The 15,474-nt window shown below is 59.4% G+C and carries 14 protein-coding genes and 1 tRNA gene; 8 read left to right on the top strand and 7 right to left on the bottom strand.

Features of this window, described 5'->3' with window-relative positions; all coding sequences use genetic code 11:
- Positions 1-31: 31 nt before the first annotated feature.
- The 3 genes from HH303_RS16520 to HH303_RS16510 all read right to left on the bottom strand — a co-directional run bounded on the left by HH303_RS16520 (position 32) and on the right by HH303_RS16510 (position 2,579).
- A complete protein-coding gene (locus HH303_RS16520; RefSeq protein ID WP_169626488.1) occupies positions 32-1,384 on the bottom strand; it encodes a PepSY-associated TM helix domain-containing protein in 1,353 nt (450 codons plus the stop codon).
- A gap of 73 nt (positions 1,385-1,457) precedes the next feature.
- On the bottom strand, positions 1,458-1,868 hold the full coding sequence (locus HH303_RS16515; protein WP_169626487.1) for a hypothetical protein: 411 nt from the start codon (positions 1,866-1,868) through the stop codon (positions 1,458-1,460).
- Positions 1,869-1,904: 36 nt separating this feature from the next.
- Entirely contained in the window at positions 1,905-2,579 is a 675-nt protein-coding gene (locus HH303_RS16510) for a TetR/AcrR family transcriptional regulator (protein ID WP_169626486.1), read from the bottom strand.
- A gap of 228 nt (positions 2,580-2,807) precedes the next feature.
- On the opposite strand from HH303_RS16510, the gene HH303_RS16505 reads away from it, so the two are divergent.
- The 6 genes from HH303_RS16505 (at position 2,808) to HH303_RS16480 (ending at position 10,611) form a co-directional block, all read left to right on the top strand.
- Positions 2,808-4,460, top strand: coding sequence for a phytoene desaturase family protein (locus tag HH303_RS16505; protein ID WP_169626485.1), 1,653 nt, complete (start codon positions 2,808-2,810; stop codon positions 4,458-4,460).
- On the top strand, positions 4,460-6,007 hold the full coding sequence (locus tag HH303_RS16500; protein WP_169626484.1) for a phytoene desaturase family protein: 1,548 nt from the start codon (positions 4,460-4,462) through the stop codon (positions 6,005-6,007). The genes HH303_RS16505 and HH303_RS16500 overlap by 1 nt, the downstream gene beginning before the upstream one ends.
- The gene (locus HH303_RS16495) at positions 6,004-7,203 is read left to right on the top strand and encodes an aminomethyltransferase family protein (RefSeq protein ID WP_227421883.1); all 1,200 of its coding nucleotides are present in this window, start codon (positions 6,004-6,006) and stop codon (positions 7,201-7,203) included. Before HH303_RS16500 ends, HH303_RS16495 begins: the two co-directional genes overlap by 4 nt.
- A gap of 4 nt (positions 7,204-7,207) precedes the next feature.
- Entirely contained in the window at positions 7,208-8,629 is a 1,422-nt protein-coding gene (locus HH303_RS16490) for an aminotransferase (RefSeq protein ID WP_319637439.1), read from the top strand.
- A gap of 55 nt (positions 8,630-8,684) precedes the next feature.
- Positions 8,685-9,764 (top strand): extracellular solute-binding protein, encoded by a 1,080-nt coding sequence (locus tag HH303_RS16485; protein ID WP_169626482.1) that lies wholly within the window; start codon positions 8,685-8,687, stop codon positions 9,762-9,764.
- Between the two features lie 70 nt (positions 9,765-9,834).
- Positions 9,835-10,611, top strand: a complete 777-nt coding sequence (locus HH303_RS16480) for a methyltransferase domain-containing protein (protein WP_169626481.1) — start codon at positions 9,835-9,837, stop codon at positions 10,609-10,611.
- 10 nt (positions 10,612-10,621) lie between these two features.
- On the opposite strand, the gene HH303_RS16475 is transcribed toward HH303_RS16480, so the two are convergent.
- The 4 genes from HH303_RS16475 to HH303_RS16460 all read right to left on the bottom strand — a co-directional run bounded on the left by HH303_RS16475 (position 10,622) and on the right by HH303_RS16460 (position 14,816).
- Positions 10,622-11,725, bottom strand: a complete 1,104-nt coding sequence (locus HH303_RS16475) for an ABC transporter ATP-binding protein (RefSeq protein ID WP_319637438.1) — start codon at positions 11,723-11,725, stop codon at positions 10,622-10,624.
- Positions 11,722-12,522, bottom strand: a complete 801-nt coding sequence (locus tag HH303_RS16470) for an ABC transporter permease (protein ID WP_169626480.1) — start codon at positions 12,520-12,522, stop codon at positions 11,722-11,724. Before HH303_RS16470 ends, HH303_RS16475 begins: the two co-directional genes overlap by 4 nt.
- 16 nt (positions 12,523-12,538) lie before the next feature.
- Positions 12,539-13,420 (bottom strand): ABC transporter permease, encoded by an 882-nt coding sequence (locus HH303_RS16465; protein WP_319637437.1) that lies wholly within the window; start codon positions 13,418-13,420, stop codon positions 12,539-12,541.
- A 163-nt stretch (positions 13,421-13,583) separates the two neighbouring features.
- Complete coding sequence (locus HH303_RS16460; RefSeq protein WP_169626478.1) at positions 13,584-14,816, bottom strand: aromatic ring-hydroxylating oxygenase subunit alpha; 1,233 nt, start codon at positions 14,814-14,816, stop codon at positions 13,584-13,586.
- A 236-nt stretch (positions 14,817-15,052) separates the two neighbouring features.
- Here HH303_RS16460 and HH303_RS16455 point away from each other — a divergent pair, with 236 nt between their 5' ends.
- Positions 15,053-15,358, top strand: coding sequence for an ETC complex I subunit (locus tag HH303_RS16455; RefSeq protein WP_169626477.1), 306 nt, complete (start codon positions 15,053-15,055; stop codon positions 15,356-15,358).
- Between the two features lie 20 nt (positions 15,359-15,378).
- Positions 15,379-15,455 (top strand) — tRNA-Arg (locus tag HH303_RS16450).
- The last annotated feature ends 19 nt before the right edge of the window (positions 15,456-15,474 follow it).

The following is a 15,474-nucleotide window of genomic DNA, read 5'->3' as shown; positions in this document are numbered from 1 at the left end:
CCGGGGCGTTTCTTTTGCCACCTTCCGGGGTTTAAGCCGGTTTCGGTTGCATTACGCGGGTAAGGAGCAATTCGACCGTCAGCGCGACCAGCATCGACAGGCCGACCAGTGGGAAGAACAGTCCCGCGACGACGGCGATACCGAGGATCGCGCGTGGAATGCGCCAGTCCGCCGGGACACGCGGTGCGCCCAGAGAGCCTACCGGACGCCGTTTCCACCACATGACGATGGCCGATATCGCCATAAGGACGATGACTATACAGGCCAGCAGCATTGCGATCTGGTTCGCAGTGCCGAATTCCTGCCCCATATGGACGCTGATCCCCCATTCTGCCGCACGGCCCAATGCACCGAGATCGGCCAATCCCATGTCGAACAGAACCTCGCCGGTATATTGGTCCAGATGGATCACCCGTTCATAGGTGATGTCGTCCGGATAGACCGAGGCGGTGAAAACGCCGGTCGGGCCGTTCGGCATCGACAGGGCGTAACCGGGATGAATGCCCATGTCTTCCACAATCCGCACGACGGCGTCTAGGCCGGCGGGAATTCCTTCCGCCGCCTTGGACAGCGGCATGGGCTGGTTTTCCAGGATCCACGGCGCCCGATCCAGGGCTTCCCCCGTCAATACGGTGGATGTCGGGTATTTGTCCCAATATCCGTCGGGCATGCCGAGACCGGCGGAATAGGACAAGTCGTAGAAGTTCTTGCCCCAATACCCGGACCAGGGCAGGCCGGTGGTTGCTAGAAAGACGATGAAGGCTGCGGCGTAAATCCCTGTTACGGCATGGAAATCACGCCACATGGTGCGTCCGCGTGTCAGGCGCGGTTTCAGGACGCCTTCCTTCCGGCCGCGCGGCCACCACAGATAAACCCCGGTAACCGTCAGCAGGATCGCCCATCCGGCGACGCATTCGATGACCCGGTTCCCCAGCCAGCCGACATATTCCAGGCTATGCAGCTTGCGGATCGTCCACATCAGGGGGGACCCGGCAAATCCGGCGTCCCAGTCGCTGCCCAATACCGCGCCGGAATAGGGGTTCACATAGACGACATTTTTTTGTCCGTCTTCCGTAGCGATGCGAATCTGGGCGGCCCGGTCCGGGGCCGCCGGGGGCAGGTAGGCCTTCAACTTGCCAGGATGGGCGGTCAGGGCACTGGCCGTCAGCTCAGACGGTGTTAGGAATGCCGTCGCCGCCGGTTCGACGCGTCGAAGGTCGCTGTAGAATGCGTCGTTTATCTCGTCCTTGAAGAGATACAGTCCGCCGGTCACCGCCAGCAGGATCATGAAGGGCAGGACGATCAGTCCCGCATAGAAATGCCATCGCCAGACGGCACGATATAGCGGGGTGTTCACCGCCGCCGCGGAGGGTTTCTTGGTCATTATCCAATTCCATTGCAATAGGGTGCCCCGCCCTGACGGATCAGGGCGGCTGCTTGTCGGTTTTTAACGGCGATCAAGCGGCGAGGAGGGGCGGGCCTCTTGCCTGGAAGGCGCGTGGGATTTGCTGCGCGACGGGTCGGGTATCGTCCGCCGGTATCGGCAATGCGTCATAAATGACGGTGCTGTGCCCGACGACGGCAATGTCCGCGGCATCGAGTGCGTGCAACTGGGTGAACCAGGGGCAGGGCGAAGAGGTCGGCGCCTGCGCTTCCTGCGACGGGTCTTCCAATCCGGCATCGGCAAGCGGGATATAGAGGATCTCGCTACCGGAGCAGATCGCGATATACCCTTCTTTCTGCGGAAGGGCGGATGCCGGGGAGGAAAAGCTGTAGACCAACAGCAAGGCAAGCAGGACGCGGAAAACGCGATCCCACCAGTCATTGTTATGTCCGATCCCCCGGTGCATGGGGAAAATACGTGCCATGGATACGGCCAATTTGCACGTCAATTTGACATCGGATCAAACTGCCCGCGCCAATTCGAAAATCCGGGATTCATGTTGGGGAAAGACCGTGGCCAGATAGCGGGCAATAACGCCGCGCGCTTCCTTCAAGGACATGAAATTCGGGGTAATATGGATACGAATCCAGAATCCGTCGGTCAGCGTATCCAACGTGTCGGCGACGGATACCGCATCCCATTGCTTGCCGCTCATCTGGTCCTCTACCGCGCGACACAAGGACACCAGCATGTCATACCGTTCCTTGTCGTAGTGGTCGCAGAGTTCCGCGAAATTCGGGCGGGCCGTGGCTTCCCCCCAATAGGAGTTCCAAAGCGTCAGGTTACGGTTGTTGCAGATGATCGGGTCGAGGTCGGCATAGACGATCGCCATGATCTGTTCCAGCGGATCGTCCGGCGCGTCTGCCTGGGCCCGTTTCCAGGTCGCTTGATATTCCTCGTAATGCTTTTTCAGGGTTTCGGTGAGCAGGTTTTCCTTGCTCTTGAAATAGAAAACGGCGACGCCTTGGGACAGGCCCGCAGCCTTGGACACGGTGGCGAGGGTAGTTGCGGACATGCCGTGCGTCACGATCGAATCGATTGCCGCCTCGACAAGTTGTTTCCGGCGTTTGGCGGCGTTTTCCGTCTGCTCGCCCTTCGGTCTGCCAAGCGGCTTTTTCGCATGCGCGTCGGACATTGGCGTTCCGTTTTCCTCCTGTTTCTCACCCTCATCTTTCGATGATGCGGCGCTGTGGCGCAAGGGGTGACTTAAAACGGATTTTATTTTTTTAAATAAGCGCTCAAAAAAATATAGACGGTTTTGCGCGCTTCGGCTAGCCTCAATCCTGAAATGAAATTGTGATCACGAATTTCCGGGCCGTTGCGCTCAGGGTTCGAGACGGCGTTGGGAGCGTGGGACAGTCGTATGACCGAAGTATCGGGAAAGAACGGAAAGGCGGGGCGTTATGACGCGATCGTCGTCGGGGCGGGTCATAACGGCCTGACGGCCGGGGCGTATCTGGCCAAGGCGGGGTTGAAAACCCTGATCGTGGAAAAGAACGACTATATCGGCGGGGCGGCGGTCAGTCGGGAATTGCACGAAGGCTGGACCTATTCGAATTGTTCTTATGTTTGCAGTCTGCTGCGCCCGGAAGTGGCGCGCGATTTGGAACTTGGCCGGCACGGCCTTCAGGTCATTCCCTATGAGGGTGGGGCGACCTTCCTGAACAATGGCGATCATTTCGGGTCCTATGCGGAACACAACGCGTTCCGGCGCGAAATTCAGCGCCATAGCCCGATCGACGCGGACGCGTATGACCGGTATTCGCGCTACATCATGCGGCAATGCCGATTCATTCGGCCGCTTCTGCTGCGCACGCCGCCGGATCCGGTCAGTATGCGGCCGAAGGATTTGCAGGAAATGATGTTCCTGCTGAAACGCTTCCACGATCTCGGCGCCCGTGAAATGGCCGATATGCTGCGCTTCTGGACCATGTCGGTCGGGGAATTCCTGGACGAATTCTTCGAAAGCGAGGTCCTCAAGGCGCATTTCGCGGGCAGCGGCATTATCGGGACCGGTCTGGGCGTCTATTCGCCGGGGACGGCCTATGTCCTGCTGCACCACTATATGGGCGACGTCGACGGCAGCATCGGGGCCTGGGGCTTCACGCGTGGCGGTATGGGGGGCGTCAGCAAGGCGCTGAGTCTCGCCTTCATGGAAGCGGGGGGCGAGATCGTCACCGGCAGCGGCATCAACCATTTCCTGACGGAGAACGGGCAGGTCTCCGGCGTCGTGCTGGACAATGGCGATGTGTATGAGGCGTCGACCGTTGTCTCCAATATGGATGTCCGCCGGACCTTCCTGGAACATGTCGAGGAAGGCGAATTGGACGGCGACTTCATCAAGGCGGTGAAGCGGTTCAAGATACGCGGGTCGTCCGGGAAACTGAACATCGCCTTGGACAGCCTGCCCGACTTCCCGGCGCTGCCGCCGAATTCCATCTTGATGCAGGGGGACATGCATGCCTCCGAATCTCTGGATGAGCTGGAGCGGGCCTATGACGATTGGAAGGTCGGGAAATGGTCGGAAGAGCCGTATTTCGACATGCTGATCCCGTCCCAGATCGACCCGACGCTGACCCATCCGGGCAAGCATATGATGACGGTTTTCGTGCAATACGCACCCTATGAACTGGCGGGCGGCGAGTCCTGGAACGGTCCGGCGCGGCAGGCCTTTGCCGATACGGTGATCAACAAGATCGCCCGGCACAGTCCCGGCTTCCGCGACAAGATCGTCCATATGGAAGTCCGCACGCCCTGGGATATCGAAAACGAGGTCGGGTTGACGGAAGGCAATATCTTCCAGGGCGAACTGACTTTCGATCAGCTTTTGTTCAACCGGCCGGTCCCTGGCTATGCCCAGTATCGGTCGCCGATCAAAGGCTTGTATTTGTGTGGATCGTCCGCGCATCCGGGCGGCGGCGTCATGGCCGCGCCGGGGGCGAATGCCGCGCGCGAAGTGTTGAGTGATATGGGCCGTGCCGCCGTCGGCAACGGTGTTATGGGGAGGGCTGCCTGATGCAATACGACACGATCGTCATCGGGGGCGGTCATAACGGCCTTGCCGCGGCGACGCTGTTGGCGAAGGCGGGGCAGTCCGTTCTGGTTCTGGAAAAGGGTGCACAGCCGGGTGGGGCCGTGGGCGTGACCAGGTTCAAGGACGGAGGTAGCGTGCCGCGCTACGCGCATTCGACCATCGCCCTCGGTCGTCAGGAAATTTCGGATCTGGGGCTTTCCCGCCACGGTCTGACGGGTCGGGAGGCACCGCTGTCGACGTTGCTGTTGAGCGATGACGGGCGGCATGTCTACCTGGATGGCCCCAGCGTCGCCTATGCCGACGGGGCGGCGCATCCCGATGCCGCGGGTTTCACGGCACTGCGGGATCGTCTGAGCCGCTTTGCCGACAAGCTGGCGCCGCTTGTGGCCGCGCCGCCGCCGCAATTGGAAGGCGGCGATTGGCGGGAAATCGTGGGGCTTGCCGGGCTTGCCTTCGGTATTCGGCGCTTGGGCGCCGTGGATAGCCGCGAATTCATGCGTGTTTTGCTGTCCAACGTTTATGACACCGTGCTGGACGAAATGGACGACAGTCCGCTGGCGGCGCTTTTGGGTGTCGACGCGGTCCTGGGCGGACGTCAGGGTCCGCGTGCGCCAGGCACGGTGTTGACGCTTTTGCAGCGCTTGAGGAATGGAGGAAATCGTATCGTGCCGAAAGGTGGGATGGCGACCGTTGTCGACGCTTTTGCGGAGGCCGCGAGCGCTGCCGGCGTGACCATTCGATGCAAGACCGGTGTCACGGCCATCCTGACCGAGGACGACCGGGCTACCGGCGTCGAAACGGAAGAGGGGGAACGCATAACCTGCGGACGCGTCCTGTCGAGCCTCGATCCGATGACGACGATCCGTTTGACCGGCATCGGCCAGTTCGATGCGGAGGATGTGCGACGTGTCCGCAATATTCGGACGCGCGGGGCGGCGGCGAAGGTCAACCTGTCCCTGTCCGCCATGCCAAGCTTTACCGGTGTATCCGACAAGCAGGCGTCGGGCCGTATCCTCACCGCGCAAGGTTTGGGCGACCTGGAACTGACCTACAATGCGGTAAAATACGGCGAAATGCCGGAAACCCCGATTATGGAGATTGTCCTGCCGGGCCGCCGCGATGCGGAAATGGGCGCAACCTTGTCCGCGATCGTCCAATACGTGCCTTACGATTTGCAGGGCGGATGGACGGACAGTGCGAAGAAGACTCTGGAAAGCAAGGTGCTGGATCGCTTGGAAGGATTCGCGCCGGGCCTGACGGCATCGGTTCAGGAAGCGGAAGTCTTGACCCCCGTCGATATCGAAACGGAAACCGGCGCGCCGGGCGGTCATTGGCATCATGGAGAACTGATCGCCGACCAGATGCTGATGTTGCGCCCCGTACCGGGGATGGATCGATACGAAATGCCCGTTTCCGGCATGTATCTGTGTGGGGCGTCGACCCATCCGGGCGGCGACGTGACCGGCCTGCCGGGCTGCAACGCGGCGCGACAGGTGTTGAAAGGATTGAAGAAGAGGGCCGCGGCATGAGCGTTATCAAGAAACCCGCGATGAAGGGTGTGCAGCGCGGCCTGTCGCCGACCCCGTTCCATGACTTCCTGGCCCCCATGAATCTGGAACAGTCCTGGATGGACTGGGCCGGCTTTCTGTCGCCGCGCCATTTTGAATCGATCGAAAGCGAGTATTTCGCCATCCGCAATCAGGCGACCGTCTTCGATGTTTCCCCGATGCGGAAATACCGAATTGCCGGGCCTGATGCGCTGACCGTCATGAACCGTCTCGTCACGCGCAATGTGGCGAAGATGAGGGACAATCGCGTCGCTTATTCCATCTGGTGCGACGAGGATGGCAATGTCATCGACGACGGCACGGTGTTTCGCTTCACCGCGACCGATTTCCGTCTGTGCTGCCAGGAACCGCAATTCTCCTGGCTGAACGACGTTGCCTGGGGCTTCGATGTCGAAATCGTGGATGAAAGTCTGGACGTCGCCGGTCTGTCGCTGCAGGGACCAACCAGCTATGCGGTGTTGAAAGCGGCGGGTTTCAACGGTGTTGAGACGATGAAGCCGTTCGATATCCGCCATTTTGACGATGGCGTGACCGTATCGCGCACCGGCTTCACCGGCGATTTGGGCTATGAGCTGTGGGTCCCGAACGATAAGGCTGCCGCACTGTGGCAGCATCTGTTTGCGGCGGGCCGTATTCACGGGTTGAAACCCGTCGGATACGAGGCGGTGGAAATGACCCGGATCGAGGCGGGGCTTCTGCTGCCGGGGAAGGATTTTCAATCAAGTCATCACGCCCTGCGGTCGACCCGCGGGCGGACGCCGTTCGAACTGGGGTTCGGATGGATGGTGGATTTCGGGAAAGGGCATTTCAATGGCCGTCGCGCCCTCCTGAAAGCAAAGGAGACCGGTCCCCGTTACATGGTGGTCGGGCTCGACATTGACGGCAACAAACCGGCTTACGACGCGTTGGTTTATCATCGCGGCAAGGTCGAGGCGGGTCACGTTACCTCTGCCCTATGGTCGCCGACCTGCAAACGCAATCTCGCGTTTGCCATGTTGAAGGCACCCTACGGGATCGGTGTGACGGACGACCTGTTCGTCGAAATATACCGCGACAAGGAAGGAAAGTGGGAGAAGGGACTGGCACGCGCCAGGATCGTCAACCGCCGTTTCTTCGATTATCCGCGCCGGGCGGCAACCCCGCCGGCGCTTTACTGACCGGATGGCGAACCGGGAAGCACAACTCAAAGATCGGAAAGGTGTCATGAAGGCGCATAACAGGTCTTCGCAGACCATTAGAGATTACGATAACAAATACTACATGCATCCTTGGGAAGGGATGGACAGCTTCGGTCAGGCGGACCGAACGATTTCGGCGAGTGCCGAAGGCATCTACGTGTATGACGAACACGGAAACCGCCTGATCGACGGGCCGGGCGGCATGTGGTGCACCCAGATCGGATACGGACGCCGCGACATGGCCGACGCCATCGCGGATCAGGTTATGCGCCTCAGCTACCATTCCCCGTGGAATACGGCCAGCGAGCCCCCGGCGGTTTTGGCGAAAAAGCTGGCGGATTTGGCGCCCGGCGGTCTGAACAACGTGTTCTTTACAACGGGCGGGTCGACGGCGGTCGATACCGCCATTCGCTATATGCATTTCTACAACAACCGTTTAGGCCGTCCGAACAAGAAGACCGTAATTTCCCGCGATAAGGCGTATCACGGCTCCACCTTCCTGTCGGCCTCTGTCACGGGGCGCGATCGGGGCAAGAACTTCCTCGATGTCGATCGGGAACGCGTACATCTGCTGCCCGACGTCAACCCGCTGATCCGACCGGAGGGCATGAGCCTGGACGACTGGTGCGCCGCGAAGGTGAAAGACCTTGAGGACGCGATTGTCGCCCTGGGTCCGGATTCGGTCGGCGCCTTTATCGCGGAACCGATCTTGGCGTCCGGCGGCGTGATCATCCCGCCGAACGGCTATCACAAGGGATGCATGGAGGTCTGCCGCAAATACGACGTCCTCTACATTTCCGACGAGGTTGTGACGGGATTTGGCCGGTTGGGTCATTGGTTCGCGTCGAAGGATGTATTTGATATCGAACCGGATATGATCACCTGCGCTAAGGGCCTCACGTCCGGGTATCTTCCGCTCGGTGCGTGCCTGATCAACGACCGCATCGTCGATCCGATCAGCGGCCCTGATCAGGAAGGCGTGATGTTCAACAACGGATATACTTATTCGGGGCATCCGGTCGCTTGTGCGGCGGCGTTGAAGAATATCGAGATCATGGAAACCGAAAAAATCCTGGAACATGTTCGCGAGATATCTCCATACTTCCTGGAGCGACTTCATTCTTTGAGGGATGAGCCAATGGTCGGAGATACGCGCGGAATCGGTCTTGTCGGCTGCGTCCAGGGGAAGGTGACCGGGGACGGTGATTCCTACGCCCTCGATCAGCAGTTCGGCGCCAAGGTCGATGAGAAATGCGAGGAAATGGGACTGATCGTTCGTCCCATGGCCAATATGTGCGTTTTCTCGCCGCCGCTGATCATCACGAAGACGCAAATTGACGACATGTTCGACATTCTCCGAGAAGCGATCCGTCAGGTCGCCAGGGAGTTTCCGCAGGCCGCGTAACATCGCGGTCATCGGCTGGGGATGGCCGACCACCAATAACAAGGGAGTTTTCACTATGGTATTGGAGACAGTTAAAAAGGTAGCAACTGCGGCTGTTGTCGCGGCATTTTCCGTCGGCGTTTTCGCCGGCGGGGTGCAGGCGGCGGATCCGGATCTGGTCGTGTTCGACTGGTCCGGTTACGAAGACCCGAACTTCTATCTGGGTTACAACGAGAAGCACGGCGACGCGCCGACCTTCTCCTTCTTCGGGGACGAGGAAGAAGCCTTCCAGAAGCTTCGGGCCGGTTTCAAGGCCGATCTGGCGCATCCCTGCGCGCAGAGCATTGTGCGTTGGAAAGACGCCGGACTGCTGGCGCCCATGGATGCGACCAAGATTAACGGTTACGACAATTTGATCCCTGGTTTGCGCGACATGCCGGGCTTCCATGACGGCAACACCGTTTGGTTCCTGCCGATTGACTGGGGCAATACGGCGCTGACCTACCGGGCGGATACGGTCCCGGTGGAGGACGTGCAGTCCCTTCAGGTCTTTGCCGACCCGAAGTATGAGGGCAAGATTTCCATCGGCGACAATGTCGACGATGCCTACGCGCTCGCCTTCCTGGCAATCGGCGTGACGGATTGGACGACGGCGACCGACGAGCAGTTCCAGGCCGCGTCGGAATTCCTGCGCAAGGTTCATCAGAACGTCCGCCTGTATTGGCAGGACGGCGCGACCCTGGCGCAATCCATGGTGTCGGGTGAGGTCCAGATCGCCTGGGCGTGGAACGAAACCTTCGTGCAGATGCAGGCTGAAGGCCACAACGTTCTCATGAAGCGCGATACGGACGAAGGACTGTCCAGCTGGGTCTGCGGCTATACGCATATCGCCAGCGGTGAAGGCAAAGAAGACAAGATGTACGACTTCATCAACGCCTGGCTTGAGGACCGTACGGCCGATTACATCGTCAATGCCTGGGGTTATGGTCATTCCAGCCAGACCGGCCTGAACAAGGTCGATCCGGCGGTCCTGGCCGGTGCGGGCTACGACAATGTCGAAGCTTTCATGGACAAGACCCTGTGGCAGGCGCCGGTTCCGGCGCAGCTTCGCGAGAAAATGATCGCGGAATTCGAACAGATCAAAGCCGGCTTCTAAACTGGACTATGATTAGGAAAGCGGCCGCTCCCGATTCCGGGGGCGGCCCTTTTCGTTTGGAGGTGCAAGCATGTCCGACGATTTGTTCTATGACGAAACGCATATCGCCTTTTTGGAGGAAATGTGGGGGGAGGGGTTCCTCTCCCCCGGTGGCCCGGAGGAATTAAACCGCATCCTCGACGGATTGGACCTGACCGGGAAAACCATAGTCGATATCGGCTGTGGGACGGGCGGGGTCGCCGTGCGACTGGCGCGGGATTATGGCGCGGCGCGCGTCATCGGCCTTGATGTGGAAGCACCCGTCTGCGCCCATGCCAGACGTCGCGCTGACCAGGCTGGGGTTTCGGACCGTGTCGAAATCCGGCAGGTGGAGCCGGGGCCGATGCCCTTGGAAAACGGATCGGTCGATATCGTCTTCAGCAAGGATTCCATCGTGCATATCCCGGACAAGGAAACCCTGTCCGCAGATGCCTTCAGGGTTTTACGGTCCGGCGGATGTTTCGCCGCATCGGATTGGCTGATTTCCCATGATGGGGACCCGTCGCCGGAAATGGCGGACTATATCCGCAAGGAAGACTTGGGTTTCGGCATGGCGTCGCCCGGCCGCTACCGAAAGGCGCTGGAAGGGGCAGGGTTCCTGAACGTGGCGCTGACCAACCGCAACCCCTGGTACAAGACGATCGCGCCGAAGGAATTGGCGCGCCTGCGCGGTGAGGATCGGGCGCGGTTCGAGTCGGCGCTCGGCGTCGACGGCGTCGCGCATATGGCTGATCTTTGGGAGAGCATGATCCGGGTGCTGGACAGCGGCGAGCACTGTCCGCACCATTTCCGCGCCTGGAAACCCTGATCGATCGACGTTAAGCCAGCGGCACGAGGCTTTCCGGTCCCCAGCCGATCCGGACGGGCTCATTTTCCGCCAGGATTCGGCGACCGACCGTATTGCGCATGGAAACCGTAATCGGTTCGTCCTGGCCCGGCACGGCGACCGAATAATAGGTCATGTCCCCGTAATAGGACGCCCCGGCGATCCGACCTTCGATGACCCGTTCGGCTTCCTGGTTGGAATCGATCATCAGCGTGATGCGTTCCGGGCGAACGCCGACGGAGAAGCTGGACCCAAAGGTAACGCCGTGCGGATTGTTGATCTGCACCTTACCGAAAATCGAGGAGTCGATCGTGACATGGCCGTTGGTCTGGTCCAGCAGGTTCGCCTCGATAAAGTTCATCCCGCCGATGAAATCCGCAACATTGCGGGTCTTCGGATGTTGATAGATTTGCTCCGGCGTATCGCATTGGGCGATCTTGCCGCCGAACATGACGGCGATCCGGTCAGACATGGTCACAGCCTCTTCCTGATCGTGGGTGACCAGGATAAAGGTGATGCCGACCTGACGTTGCAGCTGGCGCAATTCGACCTGCATATGCTCGCGCAGTTTCTTGTCCAGCGCCGAGAGCGGTTCATCCAACAGCAGGACCTTCGGGCGCATGATCAGGGCGCGGGCCAGGGCGACGCGTTGCCGCTGACCGCCGGACAATTCGTTCGCGCGTCGGGCGCCAAGATGGCCGAGACCGACCTGATCCAAGGAGTCCTGAACCCGCTTGTCCCGTTCCGTCGAGGATAGACGTTGGCGGCGCAGGCCATAGGCGACATTCTGCGCCACCGTCAGATGCGGAAAGATCGCATAGGATTGAAAGACCATATTCGTCGGCCGCCGGTTCGCCGGAACGCCCGACATCGGCTGGTCGTCGATGAAGATTTCGCCTTCCGTCGGATCGTCGAAGCCGGCAATCAGACGCAACAGGGTGGTCTTGCCGCATCCGGACGGGCCTAGAAGGGAAAAGAATTCGCCGCTTTTAATGTCGAGGCTGACCCCGTCCAGGGCCGCGAAATCGCCGAAACGGCGCCAGACCTGATCGACACGGATCATGGGGCGGGAGTTTGAAGAGTTGGCAGCACTCACAATACGCTCTCCTTAATACCGGTGCGTTTCTGGACGCGGCGACGGAAGAATTCCGCCATCCAGAGCAGAAGGAAGGACGAAATCAGCAGGCAGCTTCCCAGCGCGACCACGGTCGGCAGTTTCGCCGTGAAGCGTAATTGGCCCCAGATATAGATCGGCAGGGTCGGTTCGGTCCCGCTGAGGAAGAAGGCGACGATGAACTCGTCCAGCGAGATCGTGAAGGTGATCAGCAGGCTGGACACGATGCCCGGTGCAACCATCGGCAGGGTCACGCGGAAGAAGGTCATCAGCGGCCCTTCGCCCAAATCCATTGAGGCCTCTTCCAGGCTTTTGTCGAAACCTTCGAAACTGGATATCAAGACGGCTATGGAGAAGGGAACCGTCATCAGGATGTGGCCCAGCGTGACGCTGAACAGCGACAGGTCGAACCCCATGCGCAGCAACACGACCAAAAGCGATATCGCGATGATGATTTCCGGTAGGACCAGCGGCAGCATGACGAAGGCGGTGATCGTTTTTTTGGCGAAGAAATTGTACCGCGTGACGGCCCGCGCCCCGCAAATGCCCAGCAGCGTGGAGAAGAACGCCGTTGCACAGGCGACCTTCAGACTGTTGACCAAGGACAGAAGCATCGGTTCTTCCTTCAACAGAGTTTCGTACCAATGCGTGGTGAAACCCTTGATGGGGAAGGCGACGATGGTGCTGTCGTTGAAGGAAAACAGCGGCAGCAGCAACACCGGCAGATACAGAATGAACATGAAGACGACGGCATAGAGGGTCAGGAAACGGAATTTCATGATCGTGTCTCCCCGCCTATCGAATCCGTGAGCCGATGAACTTGATGAAACCGGCCACCGATACGGCGACGGCGGTCACGCAGACCATCGCGGTGATGGCAAGGGCCGCACCCAGCGGCCAGTTGTTCGCTTTACCGAACTGAATCTGGATGAAGTTCGCGATCATCACCCCGTCCTTCCCACCGACCAGCTTCGGCGTCACATAGTCGCCGACCGTCGGGATGAACACGACAAGCGTCGCCGCGATCACGCCGGGAAGAGAAAGGGGCAGGGTGACCCGCAGGAACCGCATCAGCGGCTTGTCGCCCAGGTCTGTCGCCGCCTCCAGCAGGCTGCGGTCGATCTTTTCCAGCGACACATAGATCGGCAGGATCGCGAAGGGCAGCCAGGCATGCGACAGCGTCACAATGACGGCATTCATGTTGTAGAGAATGAAACTGAGCGGCTCGTCGATCAGGCCCAGATTGATCAGCGTCGAGTTGATCAACCCGTCATAGCCCAACACGAGCTTCCAGGCGAAAATACGGAGTAGATAGCTGGTCCAGAATGGGATGGTGATCAGGAAGATCCAGATCGCCTTGTGATCCTGCACGCGGAAGGCGACGAAATAGGCGATCGGATAGGCCAGGACGACGGTAACCAGGGTTACGGTTCCAGCGACGATCAAAGACCGGAAAAGCAGCGTCTGATAGATCGGCTTTTCCCAGATAATCGCATAGTTCTTGAGCGTTAGCGTCGTATCGAAGTCGAGGTAGTGCTGCGTCCAGAAGCTGAAGGTAATAATGACGCCGATGGGAATGGCGAGGAGGAGGAGCGCGTATATCAGGGTGGGGCTCATCAAGGTGAAGCCACGCATCCCTTCGCTACGCATCAGTCGCGTGAATTGCGTCGTTGTCACCGTTGGAGCCTCCTTCCGTGTGCGCATACGGAATTTCGGCTACAGCATTCCTCAGGCATCCTGTGCCTCCCCTAAAGCCTCTCCAGATACCCGCTTTCGCGGTACATGCGCTCCCCTTCCGGCCGTCCTCCCTCTAGCGGGGAGGATCGTGCCGGTTCGACGGTCATTCGGCCGCCACGTCGCGTGACGCTGTCATTTCCTTGTTTACCGTCGAGACAGTGTTCGGGGCGGGTTCGCTGTCCAGATTCAGGACGGGAACCTTGGCCCGGAAGCCATCATGCCAAGAGCGTACATTGTATTCGCGGTCCGACAAAATAATTCCGTCATACGCGCTCGACTCGGTCGCTTCGCAGGACCATTCGATCAACTGCGTATCTTCTTCATAGGTCTGATCGTCGATCCGGCCCGTTAGGAAGATCAACTGCTTCATCGTCTGGGAGTCCGGTGCTGCGCAATAGGTGGCCGACCGTTGGATCGTGCGCCGGGCCGATATCGGGAATTCCTGATAATAGTTGATCATGCCCGGATAGAAGCTGATCACGTTGTTCGGGAAAATGCCGATATAGAACCACATCTTCTTCTGGTCTTCCGGGATTTCCGGGACGGCGGACAGAAGCTTCTTATAGTGCCGGACGCTCCAGGTGCGGCCCGGATGGTCGTTCAGGATGCCATAGGAAACGCTGGTGCCGTTTTGCAGCGGTTCGTCCCAATAGCCGCCGCCATACAGTTCCTGTAGGGCGGGGTGGGCCATGGAGACGTGGTATCCTTCATTGTCGACGTCACGCACCGATTTCCAGTTCACGGCCATTTCGTGTTCGGAGCGCGTGCCATCGGCAGGGACCCAGTTTTCCAGGTCGATGTCTTTCAGCTTATCTTCATGCCGCGCCATCATTTCGGCGATAGAGGGCTGATCGCTGGTCTGGAAACGGATGAAAACCAGACCCTTCCAGATTTCCATTTCGATCGGCTTCAGACCATGTTCGACGGGGTCGAGCTTCGGCAGGCTTTCCGGGATGGCCGGGCTGCGCAATGTGCCGTCCAGATTATAGGTCCAGCCATGGAAGGGGCAGGTCATGACATGCTTACAGACGCCCTTGTCCTCTGCGACGACGCGGGATCCGCGATGGCGGCACAGATTGTGGAAGGCGCGGACGACGCCGTCCTTGCCGCGCATGATGACGGCGCGGTCGCCGCACATGTCGAAGGTCATGAAGCTTCCCGGATCGGGAACGTCGTTCACGTGACAGGCGATTTGCCAGTGACGACGGAACAGCGCGTCCTTTTCGACGGTGTTCAGCTCCTCGCTGTAATAGGTCCAGGCGGGCAGTCCGCTGCGGTCCCATTCGTTGGGAACCGTGCTCAATTGTTTTTCCTCGGCGGTTAGGGGGCGAGTCATCGTCCCACTCCTTCATTTTTTTAAACGCTCACTCAAAATAAATAGATTTGCGGTTCTTGTCACCCTGAAAATTTAGGCTCGAAAGTGTCACTCGCTTGCGCGGCCCGGAATATGGGGGTAGGGAAAATGCACGAAATGGGCGTTCGTCCAGCACGTTACTGTCTGTAAAACCGGGCGGGGACATGCTAAACGCACGCATGTAATCGATCCTTTGCCCGAACAGTCGGAGGAAAACCGTGGAAGTCAGGATTTTCAAACCCGCCAAAACCGCGATGCAGTCCGGCCGTGGGAAGACGAAAGACTGGATCGTGGAATTCGAGCCGACCGATGCGAGCCGCCCGGACCCGCTGATGGGTTGGGTCGGGTCCGCCGATACGCGCAAACAGGTGCGCCTGTCCTTCGAAACGGAAGAAGAGGCCGTGGCCTACGCCAAGAAGCAGGGCTATTCCTACACCGTGGAAAAGCCGAAATCCCGCCGGATCAAGCCGAAGGCCTATGCCGATAATTTCGCCTATGACCGGCGCCGTCCCTGGACGCACTAATTTAAGTCTGCGTCCCATACGGTCCCTTAGCTCAACTGGATAGAGCACCCGCCTTCTAAGCGGACGGTTGCAGGTTCGAGTCCTGCAGGGACCGCCACCTTCTTCTTTTCCGACTT

The sequence above is a fragment of the Pacificispira spongiicola genome (genome assembly GCF_012926505.1).
Taxonomy (GTDB): Bacteria; Pseudomonadota; Alphaproteobacteria; order UBA8366; family Aestuariispiraceae; genus Pacificispira; species Pacificispira spongiicola.
Note: the sequence above shows the minus strand (reverse complement) of the source record. Positions and strands in the feature narration are given on the sequence as shown.

Coding starts and splice junctions, on each gene's coding strand:
- HH303_RS16480 (WP_169626481.1), top strand. CDS start 9,835: ATGTCCGACGATTTGTTCTATGACGAAACGCATATCGCCTTTTTGGAG.
- HH303_RS16515 (WP_169626487.1), bottom strand. CDS start 1,868: ATGGCACGTATTTTCCCCATGCACCGGGGGATCGGACATAACAATGAC.
- HH303_RS16490 (WP_319637439.1), top strand. CDS start 7,208: ATGGCGAACCGGGAAGCACAACTCAAAGATCGGAAAGGTGTCATGAAG.
- HH303_RS16505 (WP_169626485.1), top strand. CDS start 2,808: ATGACCGAAGTATCGGGAAAGAACGGAAAGGCGGGGCGTTATGACGCG.
- HH303_RS16485 (WP_169626482.1), top strand. CDS start 8,685: ATGGTATTGGAGACAGTTAAAAAGGTAGCAACTGCGGCTGTTGTCGCG.
- HH303_RS16460 (WP_169626478.1), bottom strand. CDS start 14,816: ATGACTCGCCCCCTAACCGCCGAGGAAAAACAATTGAGCACGGTTCCC.
- HH303_RS16520 (WP_169626488.1), bottom strand. CDS start 1,384: ATGACCAAGAAACCCTCCGCGGCGGCGGTGAACACCCCGCTATATCGT.
- HH303_RS16470 (WP_169626480.1), bottom strand. CDS start 12,522: ATGAAATTCCGTTTCCTGACCCTCTATGCCGTCGTCTTCATGTTCATT.
- HH303_RS16500 (WP_169626484.1), top strand. CDS start 4,460: ATGCAATACGACACGATCGTCATCGGGGGCGGTCATAACGGCCTTGCC.
- HH303_RS16495 (WP_227421883.1), top strand. CDS start 6,004: ATGAGCGTTATCAAGAAACCCGCGATGAAGGGTGTGCAGCGCGGCCTG.
- HH303_RS16510 (WP_169626486.1), bottom strand. CDS start 2,579: ATGTCCGACGCGCATGCGAAAAAGCCGCTTGGCAGACCGAAGGGCGAG.